Annotated in this window: 14 protein-coding genes and 4 tRNA genes; 9 read left to right on the forward strand and 9 right to left on the reverse strand. The window is 46.7% G+C overall.

All coding sequences use genetic code 11. From position 1 onward, the window contains the following. Together EAO36_RS07445 and queC are read right to left on the reverse strand one after the other, a co-directional pair. Positions 1–321 (reverse strand): DnaJ domain-containing protein (locus EAO36_RS07445; RefSeq protein ID WP_162983281.1); only part of this gene is annotated, 321 nt, incomplete at its 3' end. Between the two features lie 59 nt (positions 322–380). Continuing rightward, positions 381–1,115: a 7-cyano-7-deazaguanine synthase QueC gene (gene queC, locus EAO36_RS07450; protein WP_120948701.1), complete on the reverse strand. Its 735-nt coding sequence runs from the start codon at positions 1,113–1,115 to the stop codon at positions 381–383. Between the two features lie 51 nt (positions 1,116–1,166). Here queC and EAO36_RS07455 point away from each other — a divergent pair, with 51 nt between their 5' ends. From EAO36_RS07455 to murA, 9 genes are all read left to right on the forward strand, one after another. Beyond that, on the forward strand, positions 1,167–2,393 hold the full coding sequence (locus EAO36_RS07455; protein ID WP_120948700.1) for a CCA tRNA nucleotidyltransferase: 1,227 nt from the start codon (positions 1,167–1,169) through the stop codon (positions 2,391–2,393). A gap of 14 nt (positions 2,394–2,407) precedes the next feature. Then, positions 2,408–3,397, forward strand: a complete 990-nt coding sequence (locus EAO36_RS07460) for a tRNA dihydrouridine synthase (RefSeq protein ID WP_120948699.1) — start codon at positions 2,408–2,410, stop codon at positions 3,395–3,397. Beyond that, complete coding sequence (locus tag EAO36_RS07465) at positions 3,397–4,428, forward strand: outer membrane beta-barrel protein (RefSeq protein WP_235852304.1); 1,032 nt, start codon at positions 3,397–3,399, stop codon at positions 4,426–4,428. The genes EAO36_RS07460 and EAO36_RS07465 overlap by 1 nt, the downstream gene beginning before the upstream one ends. A 221-nt stretch (positions 4,429–4,649) precedes the next feature. Beyond that, positions 4,650–5,990, forward strand: a complete 1,341-nt coding sequence (gene gltX / locus EAO36_RS07470; RefSeq protein ID WP_120948697.1) for a glutamate--tRNA ligase — start codon at positions 4,650–4,652, stop codon at positions 5,988–5,990. Then, a complete protein-coding gene (locus tag EAO36_RS07475) occupies positions 5,980–6,273 on the forward strand; it encodes a YggT family protein (protein WP_120948696.1) in 294 nt (97 codons plus the stop codon). Before gltX ends, EAO36_RS07475 begins: the two co-directional genes overlap by 11 nt. 2 nt (positions 6,274–6,275) lie before the next feature. Next, on the forward strand, positions 6,276–7,946 hold the full coding sequence (locus EAO36_RS07480; protein ID WP_120955937.1) for a lytic transglycosylase domain-containing protein: 1,671 nt from the start codon (positions 6,276–6,278) through the stop codon (positions 7,944–7,946). Next, complete coding sequence (gene galU, locus EAO36_RS07485) at positions 7,943–8,773, forward strand: UTP--glucose-1-phosphate uridylyltransferase GalU (protein WP_120955938.1); 831 nt, start codon at positions 7,943–7,945, stop codon at positions 8,771–8,773. Before EAO36_RS07480 ends, galU begins: the two co-directional genes overlap by 4 nt. 2 nt (positions 8,774–8,775) lie before the next feature. Then, positions 8,776–9,174, forward strand: coding sequence for a hypothetical protein (locus EAO36_RS07490; protein WP_120948693.1), 399 nt, complete (start codon positions 8,776–8,778; stop codon positions 9,172–9,174). A 9-nt stretch (positions 9,175–9,183) separates the two neighbouring features. Then, positions 9,184–10,452 carry a UDP-N-acetylglucosamine 1-carboxyvinyltransferase gene (gene murA, locus EAO36_RS07495; protein ID WP_120948692.1) on the forward strand — a complete coding sequence of 423 codons (1,269 nt, stop codon included), beginning with the start codon at positions 9,184–9,186 and terminating at the stop codon, positions 10,450–10,452. Positions 10,453–10,609: 157 nt separating this feature from the next. On the opposite strand, the gene EAO36_RS07500 is transcribed toward murA, so the two are convergent. The 7 genes from EAO36_RS07500 to EAO36_RS07530 all read right to left on the reverse strand — a co-directional run bounded on the left by EAO36_RS07500 (position 10,610) and on the right by EAO36_RS07530 (position 15,097). Beyond that, positions 10,610–12,115, reverse strand: a complete 1,506-nt coding sequence (locus tag EAO36_RS07500) for a Na+/H+ antiporter NhaC family protein (RefSeq protein WP_120948691.1) — start codon at positions 12,113–12,115, stop codon at positions 10,610–10,612. A 19-nt stretch (positions 12,116–12,134) separates the two neighbouring features. Continuing rightward, positions 12,135–12,222, reverse strand: a tRNA-Ser gene (locus EAO36_RS07505). A gap of 17 nt (positions 12,223–12,239) precedes the next feature. Next, a tRNA-Cys gene (locus EAO36_RS07510) sits at positions 12,240–12,314 on the reverse strand. Between the two features lies 1 nt (position 12,315). Next, a tRNA-Leu gene (locus tag EAO36_RS07515) sits at positions 12,316–12,402 on the reverse strand. A 29-nt stretch (positions 12,403–12,431) separates the two neighbouring features. After that, positions 12,432–12,506: transfer RNA gene (locus tag EAO36_RS07520), tRNA-Gly, on the reverse strand. A gap of 37 nt (positions 12,507–12,543) precedes the next feature. After that, the gene (locus EAO36_RS07525) at positions 12,544–14,112 is read right to left on the reverse strand and encodes a dipeptide ABC transporter ATP-binding protein (protein ID WP_235852414.1); all 1,569 of its coding nucleotides are present in this window, start codon (positions 14,110–14,112) and stop codon (positions 12,544–12,546) included. After that, positions 14,084–15,097: an ABC transporter permease gene (locus EAO36_RS07530; RefSeq protein ID WP_120955939.1), complete on the reverse strand. Its 1,014-nt coding sequence runs from the start codon at positions 15,095–15,097 to the stop codon at positions 14,084–14,086. Before EAO36_RS07530 ends, EAO36_RS07525 begins: the two co-directional genes overlap by 29 nt. Positions 15,098–15,520 lie beyond the last annotated feature (423 nt).

The following is a 15,520-nucleotide window of genomic DNA, read 5'->3' on the forward strand; positions in this document are numbered from 1 at the left end:
GCTCCCCCCTCTAAAGCCCCCACCCCCAAAGATTTGGGACAAAATATCATCAAAATTGGCGTTACGCCCTTGGGCACGCGCAAAATCGCTGAAATTCTGCCCACCAAACATGTTATCCCCGAATTGGTCGTATTGGGCACGCTTTTGTGGGTCGCTCAAAATCTCATAAGCGGCATTGATCTCCTTAAACTTTTCCTCTGCCTCCTTGCCCTTGTTCAAATCTGGATGGTATTTGCGCGCCAAACGCCGATAAGACTTTTTGATCTCCTCATTGCTCGCCCCCTCGCCCACCTCTAGGGTGGTGTATAAACTTTTTCCCATATTTGAATCCTTTGTATGAATTAAAGCACATTATAGCATAAAACTTTAGTCTTATAGTGTCAATTTTTTTTATAATGTTCTAAAAACTCTGCATAACCCTTTTGGCGCAAGGCACAGGCTGGGCACACCCCGCATCCATAGCCATAAATATGCCTTTTGTGGCGCACACCCTCATAGCAAGTGTGGCTATGCTCTAGCACCAAGTCTAACCCCCCCAACTCTTGGGCTAACTGGAACTCTTGGGCTTTGCTAGCAAACATCAATGGGGCTAAAATGCTAATGCCTTCTTTGCTCCCAAAAGCCCCTAAGTTTAAACTCTCTTCCATGCTGGCAATAAACACTTCACGGCAATCAAAATAGCCACTATAATCTTGTTGGGAGACCCCCACGAGCACAAAATCTGCCCCCAAATTGAAGGCGTAGGCGTGTGCGAGGGTCAAAAATAGTGCATTGCGATCGGGCACAAAGGAGGCGGGTAAATTCGGGTTGCGTGGATGGCTAGCCTGCATGCTCTCTGTGCTGTGTGTAAAGAGGGCGGAGGCACTTATGGAGGCTAAAAAATCCAAAGAGAGGCACGCATAGGGCAGATGGAGCAACTGGGCGATCTTTTGGGCTTGTTCTAACTCAATGGCGTGTTTTTGGGCGTAATCAAAGCCTAGCAAATACACTTGCCCAAAGGCATGTTTGCCCCAAAGGGCTAGAGTGGTGCTATCCTGCCCGCCACTAAAACAGAGGACACAACTGCCCTCAAAACGCATTGCCAAGAAATCCGCGAGGTCAAAGGGGTTGAACATGGTTTCTCTTTGTTAAAATAGCCCAATTATAGCAAAGATAAAGGCATTCACTTGGATCACCCCTGTAGGCATTTGGTGCGCAAACTCCCCAAAACTCTTTTAACATTGCATGCTTATATTGAGGAGGGCGGTTTTGAAGCCTATGTAGTGGGGGGGGGTGTGCGCGATTTGTTGTTGGGCAAGAAACCTAAAGATTACGATCTGGCTAGCAGTGCTACCCCTGAGGAATTAAGCGCGCTTTTAAGGGGCATTCCTAGACTTAAAATTTTAAAGCACGCCAAAGCCTTTGGCACTTTGGGCGTGTATTACCAACGCCAATTTTTTGAGATCACCACTTTTAGGCAAGAGAGCGATTATCATGATTACCGCCACCCACAAAGCGTGTCCTTTGTGCGCTCCATTGAGCTGGATTTAAAACGGCGCGATCTCACCATTAACGCCCTAGCCTTGCACCCTACAAAGGGACTTTTGGACTTGCATGGTGGGCTTGAAGACCTCAAGGCGCGTCTTTTAAGGCTGGTGGGTAACCCCTCTGTGCGCTTGCAAGAAGATGCCTTGCGGATTTTAAGAGTCTTGCGTTTGGCGAGCACGCTAGGCTTTGCAATTGAGCCTCTCAGCGCGCATGCCTTGATCCAACACGCCCCCCTGCTAAAACACATCGCCAAAGAGCGCATCACAAATGAGTTTTGCAAACTTTTATTAGGCAATTTTGCGGGTGTGGTGTGCGTGGATCACCAAGAAATCTTGGAGTCTTTTTTAGGCGTGCCTCTGTGTTCTAATCATCTCAAAAATCTAGGCAACACCCCGCCTAATTTGCTCTCAAGGCTCTTAGTGTGTAGCCAACACTTAGACCCCGCCCAACTTAACACCTTGCAAGAACACCTCAAACTCCCCAAAAAAACCACCAAAGCCCTCAACGAACTCCATACCTATATCCAAAATGCCCGCCCTTGTGAAAATAGGGTTTGGGTGAAACAACAATTGCAGATTTTAAGTTTGAGCGCATTTCGGGCGTTTTTGGGCTGGCTAGCAAGCACCAATGAGCCATTAAGCGTGGCACTAAGGGCGCAATTCAAAGAGACTAAAGGGGCGGTCTATTCCTTGGACTTTTTAAAAATCAGGGGCAACCATTTAAAAGCGATCGGACTCAAAGGCGCGCAGTTTAAGGCATGCTTGCAATATTGTTTAGAAAGTGTGATCTTAGAAAAAACCCCTAATGAGTTGTCTCCCTTGTTTGCCCTAGCCCGTAAGTGGGCAGACAAATTAAGACAAGATTAGCTAGAATAGCACTTATGTCTAGACTCCATTTTGATAATTTGTTATTCCTAGCCCCCCTAGCGGGTTATACGGACTTGCCCTTTAGAAGTGTGGTGAAACGCTTTGGGGTGGATGTTACCGTGAGTGAAATGGTCAGCTCCCATGCGCTGGTCTATGCCTTTGAGAAAAATGCCAAGATGTGGGCACGCTCCCCTGAAGAAGAGCCCTTTAGCGTGCAAATTGCTGGTTCTAAGACTGAAATCGTGCAAAGGGCGGTGGAGTTGTTAAACGGAGTAGAGGGGATTGATATTTTAGATTTTAATTGTGGTTGCCCAGCCCCCAAAGTGGCCAACCATGGCAATGGGAGTGGGTTACTCAAAGATTTGAAGCATTTAGTCCAGCTCTTAAGGGTGATTAAAGAAAACACCAATAAGCCCTACACTAGCGTGAAGGTGCGTTTGGGCTTTGAGTCTAAAATCCCCCTAGAGATTGCCCATGCGCTCAATGATGCCCCTGTGGATTTTGTGGTAGTGCATGCGCGCACACGAGCTGATCGCTACAAAAAAGAGAAAATTGACTATGAGAGCGTGCGGGCAATGCGCGCCATTTTAAACAAGCCCTTAATTGCCAATGGCGAGATTGATAGCGCATCCAAGGCTAGGGAAGTGCTCAATTACACGGGGGCACAAGGCGTGATGATCGGGCGGGCAAGCTTGATTAAGCCGTGGATTTTTTGGCAGATCAAGCATAACACAGAGGAATTACCCGCCCTTGTGAAAAAAGATTTGGTCTTGGAGCATTTTGATAAGATGGTGGCTTTTTATGGGGATCGGGGGGTGGTGATGTTCCGTAAAAACTTGCACGCTTATGCCAAAGGGCACGCCCAAGCCAGTGCATTTAAAGGTGTGGTCAATTCCATGATCTGCCCTAAACAAAGCCGTGTGCAGATTGAGGAATTTTTTAGCACGGCAATACCCCTAGATAACCTGCCCCAAATTATCACCTTGAATCGGCAAAGTATATGATGAGGTGGCTTGTTTGGGTGGGCTTTTTGGGTTTATTGCAGTCTTTGGGGGCACTCAAAAATCATGTCTTTACGGGTGCGCGTTTGGGCTATGTGGGCGGGTTTGAGAGCACCTTTAGCCAGCAAGTGAGCATGAGTAACCCTAGCACCATGCCTAGTAGTAGCCAACTTGTGTGCCCTAAAAGTCTGTGCAAGGGCGATGAAATCACGGGGTTTTATAAAACAAGCCCTAAAAAAAGTGCGGGTTTTGCCTTCACCTACAGCGTGGGCGATGAAATCTTTTTTGATAAATTTGCCATTAGTGGCTTGCGGGTTTATGGCACGCTAGAATACGCCAATGCCAACTTAGGTAGCCGTTACAAGGTGCAAAATAACGGGGGCAAAAACTACAACCCCCAGTACGTCAAAGCCATCGACCCTACAACGGGGGATGCGATTCCTGAGATTATCACAGGGAATAACTCAAATTCTCTAAAAGCTATCCCCGGTAGCACCACTTTAGGTGTTCCCATAAATTACACCTCTCCTTGTGTCCCTCTTAGTGCCAATAACCCCCTAGGATTATGCCCCACCCCCAACCCCCAAGCCGTGTTGCTCAACATGCCCGCACACTTTATGACTTTTGGGCTCAATGTAGATGTATTTTTAAATATCCCCTTAGATTATTGGCTCAAAAGAGTCTATGCCAAGATGTTTTTTTTCAAAATGGGCGTGTTTGTGGGCGGGGGCGTGGAATACGCAATGCTTTGGAGCGATGTTTTTAAAAATGAGGTTTTGGGCGCATTAGGTTATAACCCCAAAACGCGTTTTTTTGCTGCTGGGGGGGGGTTTTTTGTCAATGTGGGCTACCAACTTTATTTAGGCAAGCATAACCGGATCAATGTGGGTTGGAAATTCCCCTACTACAAGATCACCGCACACAACTGGTATAACTATGGCAACCACAATGCCGGTACACAACAAACCCTCAAACAAGGTCTCATCATAGACCGCCATGAAGAATTTTATGTGAGTTACGCATATCTGTTTTAAGAATGTCAAGACAATTGGCAAAAATCCCGTATTTGGGATAAAGCCCTAAAAATGTTGAATACGGGTATCTGGTACAGGAGTTTTTGGCACTCCCATAACCATAACTAAGCGTGCCAAATCTCAAGGCTTGCCAGTTGTGGGAGTTTGTGGGATTAGAATTGAGGACATGCCTTTACTTTAAAACACCATTTTAGGTATAATCTTTCCAAAAAGGCTTTAGAATGTTGCGTTTTGCGCCCTCCCCGACTGGAAGCATGCACATTGGGAATTTGCGGGTCGCCCTGTTTAATTTTGTGGTGGCTAGGCAATTGCAACAACCCTTGATGGTGCGCATTGAAGATACCGACTTGGAGCGCAATATCCCGGGCAAAGATCAAGAGATTTTAAAAATCCTAGAAAGCATGGGTATTTCTTGGGATCATTTGGTTTATCAGAGTGCAAATTTACCCACACATTTAGAATATGCCCAAAAACTCCTAGATCATGGGGAGGCTTTTTATTGCCACTGCACCCCATCGTTTTTAGAAACCAAAAAGCAAGAAGCCCTGCAAGCCAATAAACCCTTCCGGTACGAGGACTCTTGGGCACTGATAGAACAAAAAAGCAATCCCCACCCAGTGGTGCGCTTAAAGGGTGGCACGCAACGCCTGCAATTTCAAGATGTTATCAAGGGGACTTTGGGTTTTGATCCCTTTGAGTTAGATAGTTTTGTGATTTTGCGCTCCAATAACACCCCCACCTATAATTTTGCGTGTGCATGCGATGATTTGACCTACAAGATTAGCTACATCATTCGGGGCGAAGATCATGTCAGCAACACTCCTAAACAGATTTTGATCCAGCAAGCCTTGAGGCGCGCACTCAACTTACCCACCCAGGATTTGTTATACGCCCATTTGCCTATTTTGTTAAACTTTGAAGATGGCAAAAAGATGAGCAAAAGAAACGCCGCCTCTAGCGTGGAGTGGCTCATCCAAGAAGGTTTTTTACCCCAAAGCATCGCCAATTATCTGCTCTCTTTGGGTTACAACCCCCCCAGCGAGCTTTTTAGCCTGCAGGAGGCTACCCAGTGGTTACAAATGGAGCGCGTGAGTCCAGCGGGCGCAAAGTTTGATCTAGCCTATTTGCGCCATCTTAACCACCGCCATTTAGAGTGCTTAAGCCTTGAGGAATTGGGCGCGCTTTTAAAGCTGGATCACCCCCAAAAAGCCCAGTTAGCCCGACTTTTTTTACAAGAGTGTAGCACGCTAGCAGAATTGCAAGCAAAATTGCATGCGGTGTTTGCGCCCAAAGATATTAACCAACAAGAGGGCGATCGCGATTTTAAACAGCCTTGTTTGCAATTATTTAGCGTGCTTAAAAGCATGCCTATTTGTGAGGATTTTACAGAGTTTAAGCAACTGGCCATGCAAAAAAGCCAGCTGAAAGGCAAGGATTTTTTCAAGTCCTTGCGTCTCTTGCTCACCGGTGAGTTAAAAGGCGTGGAATTGGCCCTGCTCTACCCCCACCTCAAGCCCTTTTTGAATCAAATTCTCGTGTTAGGGGGTGCGCATGGTTGCTAGCACTATCCTAGGTGCATTGGCAACGATCTTGCATAATCTCATCAACTTTTACATGTGGATCGTGATCATCGCCTCTGTGCTGAGCTTCATCCGCCCCGATCCATCCAATGTGATCGTGCAAATGCTCTACCGCCTCACCGAACCGCTCTTCCAAAAAATCCGCCAAATCATGCCCTTTGTGGTGTTTAATGGGATCGATCTCTCTCCCCTAGCCGTGATTATCTTTTTAAAATTCATAGACATGACCTTGGTGCAGTTATTATTTGCCTATTCACGAGGATAACCATGCGCTCCATTGTTAAAATTGCGCTCCTAGCAAGCATGTTTGCCGGTACGCTTTTAGCCCAAGAGATCACCCTAGATTTCCTCAAAAGCAAACCCAAGGGCATTGCACGGGATTTTTATATTTGGATGTTTTTGCAAGAAAAGAGCACCACAGCCGAGGAAGCCCAAGAAGCTTATACTCTAGTGAATAGCAAGAGCGCGCGCATCCAAGCAGCGATGATTCAAAAAAAAGCTCTTACAACCACACGGGGCAATGTGTGCCACCGCCTCTCGCTCAAAGAGCTTGCTTTAGAAAATAGCAAATGCATCGCAACCGGTTTAACCATCTCGCGCATTTTTAACCACGCTAAGAATTTTTCAGATCGCGAGTTGTTATCTTTCTTGCAACAAAAGATCGCCTCTACAAATCCCAAACTCTACACTTTTATGGATATTCTGTTGAGCCAAGATATGTTAAAAGAGTTTGTCAAAACCGGTGTTGCCACGCTAGCCACCATCTACAATGCACTCACCTACAAACAGCGACTCCAGCTTTTAGACCATGCAATCGATCCCAAAACACTAGTTTATCTAGTCAATCAAAATGACCCCGTTTTTAATGATATTCTTCGGCGCATTGTGCGGGACGCGCGCTTTTTACACTTCAAAAAATCCCTAGCCCGAGCACGCATCACCCATTCAGATTCCAAGACTTTTTTTATTCTGGGCTTGAATGCGGCCATGCATGATGGGCTTAGTTTGGCTTTAGAGTATTTTAAACGCTCTGCTCAAGAAGCAGATAGTAGCTTTTTGAAAAATAGAGCCCTCTTTTGGCAATATCTGGTGAGCCACAACAAAACCTACCTACACACCCTAAGCCAAAGCACCTCCCCCGATCTCTTTAGCATTTATGCGAATTTGAATCTAGGCACCACCCCCAAATACAAAATTGTGAGCACCCTAGAGGGCATCACCCACAAAAACCCCAATTTTGACATCGAAGACCCTTTTGAATGGCAGATTTTAAGGGATAAAATTTTAGCTATTCAAGATAAAAATGCCTTTTTAAAAGCCCTAGAACCTCTTAAGACAACGCAAACTACCCCCCACTTGGCTTATTTTTTAGATCGCTACTACAACAGACAAAGAAACTATTTTTTGGCCCCCTATGAGGGGGTCATCTCTTGGAAAAGCGTACCTGAAAAAGCTTTGGCTTACGCTGTGGCGCGCCAAGAGAGTCTATTATTGCCCGCTTTGGTCTCCCGTTCCTATGCGTTGGGCTTGATGCAGATCATGCCCTTCAATGTCGCCCCTTTTGCCCGCCAGATCGGTGCAGGACCCACCAAGCTAACCGATATGTTCAACCCCAAGATCGCCCTAGTCTTTGGGAATTATTACCTCAACTACCTAAAAGAGGAATTCAAACACCCGCTTTTTGTAGCTTATTCTTACAATGGCGGGCCTAAGTTTTTCAGACATCTTTTAAAAGAGAGGCATTTTTTCACCCGCCAGCGCAAATTTGAGCCATGGCTGAGCATGGAACTGATCCCCTATAGTGAAACACGCCTTTATGGGCAAAAGGTCATGGCCAACTACATCATTTACCAAAAACTTTTTGCCCGTGAGCAAGGAGAACCCCACCATTTTGACATCAACGCCTTTTTTGATGCCACTCTTAAGGACGCTCCATGATTAAAAAATGCCTTTTCCCTGCTGCTGGGTATGGCACGCGCTTTTTACCTGCCACCAAGGCGATGCCTAAAGAAATGCTCCCCATTGCTAATAAGCCCTTGATCCAATATGGCGTGGAGGAGGCGATGGAAGCAGGTTGCGACACAATGGCAATTGTAACCGGGCGGGGTAAGCGCGCCATTGAAGATCATTTTGATATTAGCTATGAATTAGAGCACCAAATTAATGGAACCAACAAAGAACAATCTTTAGCCGGGATTCGCACCATCATGCAAACTTGCCGTTTTTCCTACACCCGGCAACTTGAGATGAAGGGATTAGGGCATGCCATCCATACCGCCCAAACCTTGATTGGCAATGAACCCTTTTGTGTGATCTTAGCAGACGATCTGTGTGTCAATGCGCCGGGTATGGGGGTTTTGCGCCAAATGGTGGATTTATATGCCAAATACCAATGTTGCATTGTTGCCATTGAAGAAGTGGCATTGGCTGAGGTGCATCAATACGGCGTGATTTGCGGGCAAGAAATTGCCAACGGGGTTTATCAAGTAAGCGACATGGTCGAAAAGCCCAAGTCTGAGGAAGCTCCGAGCAATCTAGCCGTGATCGGGCGTTATATCTTGACCCCTGATATTTTTGAGGTGCTCAAAAACACCCCACCGGGCAAAAACAACGAAATCCAAATCACAGACGCGCTCTTGCAACAAGCCCAAAGCAAGTTGGTCCTAGCTTACAAGTTTCAAGGCAAGCGTTATGATTGTGGGAACATGCACGGCTTTGTGCAGGCGACCAATGATTTTTACCATCTCTACGCGCAATCCCATTAGCCATGTATGATCTATGGTTTTATGGCTTTTACTGGGTTGCTAGTTTTCTACTAGCCTTCCCTGTTTTGATCATCGGCTTTGTCTATGCCCACATCAAACCCCCGCCTCCGCCCCCTAAAATCCCCACGCTGAAAGAATTAGATCAAGCCTTTAGAGATGTTCAGGACAAAGAAAGTTACGATGCTATTTTTCAAGACTTTGTCCGCCACTACCAAGTTTTGCCCAAGAGTGCCAAAGAGGGCGATTGGCTGGATTTTGTGGGGAAATTAGCCGAATCGGAATTTTTGGATCTGGATTCGAGTATCAAATTTGGACAGGACTTGGAAGATGTGAATCCCAAAATCCAAAAAGCCATCGCCAACACCATTGGACTAGCCCTCAAATACAAGAAGAAAGACTAAAGGAATGATTTGGACTACTTAGAGATTAAAGGACAAGAGCCTTTAAAAGGGAGTGTACCTATCTCGGGGGCTAAAAATGCCGCTTTGCCCATTTTGGCCAGCACGCTTTTAGAGCAAGAGAACGTGGCGATCAGCGGTTTGCCGGCTGTAGCCGATGTGAGTGCATTGCTCGAACTCTTAGAGCACTTGGGCGTGCAAATTCAAAGGCATGACTCCCACACCTTAGAAATAGGCACGCCCCATATCACAAATTTACAAGCCCCTTATGACATTGTGCGCAAAATGCGCGCCTCAATTTTGGTGCTAGGACCGCTGTTGGCACGCTTTGGCTCGTGTGCGGTGAGCTTGCCCGGGGGGTGTGCCATTGGGGCTAGACCAGTGGATTTGCACTTAAGAGCCTTAGAAAAAATGGGGGCGCATATCCACATCGAAAAGGGCTATATCATCGCTAAGGCTAAACATGGGCTAAAGGGCTGTGATATTATTTTAGACAAGATCACTGTTACGGGCACCGAAAATATCCTCATGGCTGCTAGCTTGGCAAAAGGGGAAACTAAGATCATCAATGCAGCTAAAGAACCCGAAGTGGTGCAGTTGTGCCATTTTTTGCAAAGTGCTGGGGTGGAGATTAGCGGGGTAGGCAGTTCTGAGCTGAGCATTCAGGGCACAAAGGGGCAGGCCCTACACTTTAAACCCATTCATATCATTCCCGATCGCATTGAATGCGGGACTTATCTATGCGCTGCTGCTATCACTAATTCTACACTCTCTTTGAGCAATACCAATGCCCACCATTTGGAGGCAATTTTAAGCAAATTAAGCGAAATTGGCTTTAAAATCGACATCACAGAAGACACACTCACCATCCACAAAGCACGCACCCGCAAGGGCTTTGAGATCATCACCACAGAGTATCCGGGTTTTCCTACCGATTTGCAAGCCCAATTTATGGCGTTGGCGACCCAGTGTGAAGGGAGTAGCTTGATTGAGGAACGTTTATTTGAAAACCGCTTCATGCATGTCAGCGAATTGCAACGCATGGGGGCTGATATTAGTTTAAAAGGCGCATTGGCTCAGATCAACGGGGATTGTGTGTTAATGGGAGCAGATGTGATGGCCACCGATTTAAGGGCTTCCTCAGCACTCATCTTGGCCGCTTTAGTGGCTAAGGGTAAAAGTAGAGTGCACCGCATTTACCACTTGGATCGCGGGTATGAGAGTCTAGAGCTCAAGATGAACGCCTTGGGGGCTAAAATCAAACGATTAAAAGAAAAATGAAGTTTAAGGGGTTTGCTGTGGAGAACATGGCTTGCTTGGATATTTTGAGCGGGATCTTGGTTGCCAAACCCACCATCCCAAATTCTGTGCAGGCTTGATCCGACATGGTGGTAAGACAATAAAAAAGGGGTTGTTGTGGTGCGTTCTAGCTGTTTTTTCACGCACTAGGGCGTTTGAACACCTCTTTTAAAATGTAGAAAGTCCCCACGAGTAAAACTAGCCCCACCATAAAGCCCACAGCCTTAGAAAACAAACTAGCCCCCAAGAATGCCACTAAAGCGCAAGTGGCGGTGAGTGTGGCATAGGGCAGTTGGGTTAAAAAATGGCTTTGCACAGAGCAACCCGCCCCTGTGGCCGAAAGAATTGTTGTGTCAGAAATGGGCGAGGCGTGATCCCCATAGACAGCTCCCGAGAGAATAGCTGAGATCACCAATACAATATCCCCGCCCATAACACCGACCATGCCCGCCCCAATGGGGAGCATGATCGCAAATGCGCCCCAGCTAGTGCCCGTGGTAAAAGCAATAAAGCTAGAGATGAGAAAAAGAAGCAAGGGGGTTAGCACCACCACGCCCTGAAAGTGTTGGATCAAGTTGGCTAAATAAATCCCCGTTTGTAAATCATCACGAATCATGGGACCTATTGACCAAGCTAAGATGAGCACCCAGATCGCCCCTGCCATGCTTTTAAGGCCCTTGAATCCAAGAGAAAAGAGGGATTTTTTGGGCAAATAAGCATAGGCTAGAGCGGTGGTTAAAAAAAGAGCCAAAAGTCCCCCAAAAAAGAGGGCAAAGGCGGTATTGGTGTGCTTGAAAATCTCTAGCCAGTGGGTGGAGTGGCTGGCACTATAGCCGGTATAAAGAATAAGCCCCGTGATCCCTACAATCAAGGATAGGATGCTTACAATCAAAATAGAGATGGGCGCACGGGGGCGATCATCTAGAGAGATTTGCAAATCTTGCACGCCCACATTGCGGTATTTTTGCATGGCGGGCAAATTGATTTGCCACACAATAGCCAAGAACACCGCCACCAGCGCAAACCATGCATAATAATTGCTCCCCATACTTTCCAAAAGCAACGCAAAACTATCTTTAAGCAAGGGCGAGCCCTCATTTTGCATCACCCCCACAATATAAGCCCCCCAGCTAGAGATAGGCACTAGCAAACACACCGGGGCTGAGGTGGAGTCGATGATATAGGCTAGCCTCTCGCGGCTACTTTGATGCGAGTCGTTGAGCGATTTGCTGATTTGCCCCACAATGAGGGCGTTAAAGTAGTCATCAATGAAAATCACAATCCCCGCTAATAGGGCGATCCCCTCTGATTGGCGCGGGCTTTTAACATATTTTTTAGCCCACAGCACAAAGGAATTGATCGCCCCACAAGCGGCAATAATTTGACTCAAAATGCCCAAGATAATCAAGAACAAAAAGACATAGACACTGCTAGAATTAATCTGTATCCCATTTTCATCCACCCGGTAAAAAACCGCACTGATTTTATGGTAGATGTAGATCAATACTTCGGATAAATGCCCTTCTGTCATGATTAAAGAGCCCAGGACAATCCCGCTTAAAAGCGAGAGAGCGACTCTTTTGGTAAAAATAACCATTACAATGACAAAAACCGGGACAAGCAAACTTAGGAGGGAATGACCCAAGGGAGTCCTTAAGATGAGCTGGCCGGGAGAGAGGGATTCGAACCCCCGGAGGTGTTACCCTCAACGGTTTTCAAGACCGCCGCTTTCAACCACTCAGCCATCTCCCGTTGTGAAAGTTTAAAAATGGAGGCGACGCCCGGATTTGAACCGGGGAATCAAGGTTTTGCAGACCCATGCCTTACCACTTGGCTACGTCGCCATGGTGCCCAAAGCCGGACTTGAACCGGCACGGTATTGCTACCGAGGGATTTTAAGTCCCTTGTGTCTACCTATTCCACCACCTGGGCAAATGAGTAAAACAGGGTAAAAATCATGATGGAGCGGGAAACGGGGATCGAACCCGCGGCCCCGACCTTGGCAAGGTCGTGCTCTACCACTGAGCTATTCCCGCATAAAAACCTTGATTCTAGCAATATTTATTTAATAAGTCAAGTTAAACGCGTGGCTAGTAGTTGCTGGGTGTAGGGGTGTTTGGGGTGGCCAAAGACTTGATCAAGCGAACCGCTCTCCACCACCTGCCCTTTTTGCACCACCAAAACGCTATCACACATGCTCTCAATCACGGCTAAATCATGGCTAATAAAAACATAACTCAGGTTGCGCTTTTCTTGCAATTCTAAAAGCAAGTGCAACACGATTTTTTGCATGCTCTTATCCAGCGCAGAGGTGGGCTCGTCCATCACCACCACTTGGGGGTGGGAGAGAATAGCGCGCGCAATGGCAACTCTCTGGCGTTGCCCCCCGCTGAGCTCAAAAGGGTAATAATCTAAAAACTTCGCCTCTAAGCCCACCGCCTCTAAGCTGGCACGTACCCGATCTAAACCAGTCTTGATCCTAGCCCCATAAAAGGCTTCTAGCAAAATCTCTTGCACACTCCAACGCGGATTTAAAGAGGCAAAGGGATTTTGAAAGACCATTTGCAACGATCGTCTGAAGGGCTTAAAAGCTTTGGGGCTCAAGGCTTGCACGCTTTGTTGCAATAAAATTTGTTGCCCTTGCGTGGGGGCTAATTTTAATAATCCCATGGCTAAAGAACTCTTGCCACTGCCCGATTCGCCAATCACGCCCAAAGTTTCCTTAGCATGTAGGGCAAAGCACACGCCTTGGATAGCTTGGAAATAGCTATTTTTGCCAAAAAATTTCTTTTGAACATAGCGCACCCCAAAATCCTTGACGCTCATGATTTCTTGGGGCTGGGGCGCGCTGTTTTTCCTAGTTAAGTGGCGGGCTTGTAAAAGCATTTGGGTATAGGGGTGTTTGGGAGCTTTAAAGAGTTGATCCGTGCTAGCCTGCTCACAAATGCGCCCTTCTTGCAAGACATAGACATGCTGTGTAACATGCCTGACTGCACCCAGATCGTGACTAATAAGCAAGATTGCCATGTCATTTTGCACGCTCAAGCGCACCAGCAAATCCAAAATTTGTTGTTGGATTTGGGCATCTAGGGCGGTGGTGGGTTCATCACAGATTAAGAGTTTAGGGCGGTTGATTAAAGCCATGGCTAGGGCGACTCGCTGGTTTTGCCCCCCACTGAGTTCATAGGGGTATCTCGGGCACAAGTCCATAGATAGCCCCACTTGTGTCATGACCGCCTCTAATCTTGCTTGCGCCTCTTGCTTGGTGGGCTTAGCATGCAGATACAGAGTCTCTAAGATTTGCTTTTTAATCTTGTGTAGAGGGTTGAGCGCGCTTAGGGGCTCTTGAGCGATGTAACTGATTTGTGCACCTCTTAGGGCTCTGATTGCATTAGTTTTGAGGGTGAGTAGATTTGTCCCCTCAAAAAAGATTTCTCCCTTAAGGGCGCGTACAAATGGCACCAATTGCAAGATCAACGAGGCTAGCGAGCTTTTGCCACTGCCACTCTCACCCACCAAACCCACCCGTTGCCCCCTACAAACATCTAGATTGATGTCCTTCAAATAAAAATCCTGCCCGATTTGGGCTTGCAACCCTTGGACACTCAAAAGCTTATTTGAAGTTTGTAGCACTGAAAGCATCTCTGACCCCCTCTCCGATAAAAACTAAGATAGAAAGCAATAACGCAATGGCAAAAAAGCCTACCAAAGCCAAATGCGGGGCATATAGGTTGTTTTTGCCTTGATTGAGTAGCTCCCCTAAACTAGCACTCCCTACTGGCATACCAAAACCCAAAAAATCCAGGCTCACCAAAGCCCCAATACTCCCAGCCATGATAAAGGGGATATAAGTGATGGTTGCCACCATCGCATTGGGCAAGATATGGTAAAAAATCACCCGCACATCACTCACCCCCAGTGTGTAAGAAGCCTTGACATAGTCCATGTTGCGCCCCCTTAAAAACTCGGTGCGCACCACTTGGGCTAGCCCCATCCAAGAAAAAGCCAACACCAACAGCAAAAGCCACCAAAAGTTAGGGGTAAAAATACTAGATAGAATGATGAGCAAAAACAAGGTAGGAATCCCGCTCCAAATCTCAATGAAGCGTTGCCCTAGCAAGTCTAATAGCCCGCCATAATAGCCCTGAAACGCCCCGATCGCCACGCCCAACACCACACTACCCAAACTCAACACCAAACCAAATAAAATAGAAATGCGGTAGCCATAGACAAGGCGTGCGAGCACATCGCGGGCTTGATCGTCCGTGCCTAGCCAGTGTTTTGAGCTTGGGGGCGTGGGGGCTGGGCTTTTTAGGTCCATAATGATTGTGTCATAAGAATAGGGGATCAAAGGGTGGATCACAAGGGCGTTTTTGAGCAAATGGTTTCTGACATAGGGGTCGCTATAATCGGTACTGGTGTAAAAATCCCCCCCAAAGGTGGTTTCGGGGTAATCTTTAAAAATGGGGAAATAAGCCTTGTGATCTTTATAGATGAATAGGGGCCTGTCATTGACCCAAAGCTCCGCTATTAACGATAACACAAACAACACCACAAACACAACCAACGCATAAAACGCCCGCTTGTTTGCTTTAAATGCCTGCCAACGTCTTGTTTGCAAATCCAACGGAAATCCTTGATATTTTGGTGAAAGGGATATTTTACAGCAAAAAGCGCACAAAGGGCTTAGTTAGTGGAAACTAAATATTTTGTGGCGCATTTTAGGAGATTCACGATGTTAAGTAAAGTGGCGTTTAAGCTGTGGTGGACTAATCTATTTAGCAAGGCAAAGGCGGGTTTTTACAAAAATTCTCAAGAAAACTTGAGGTGATCTGTAAGGAAATTACCAACCACGCCGTAAAGCCCTAGCTTTAGCTATGGGGAGTATGTCAATTAAAGTCGGTATGTTCCTCCTCTTTAGGGATGGGCTTTATCCCTTTTTCGTGTATTTTTAACACACTCCCCGCGCTCAAAGCTAGAGGATTGAAGGTCCCAACAAGGCTTGGCCACTGGCGGGTCTAAAGCACCTCTACTCCAAGAGTGAGCCCGC

The organism is Helicobacter mehlei (assembly GCF_003660265.1).
Taxonomy (GTDB): Bacteria; Campylobacterota; Campylobacteria; order Campylobacterales; family Helicobacteraceae; genus Helicobacter; species Helicobacter mehlei.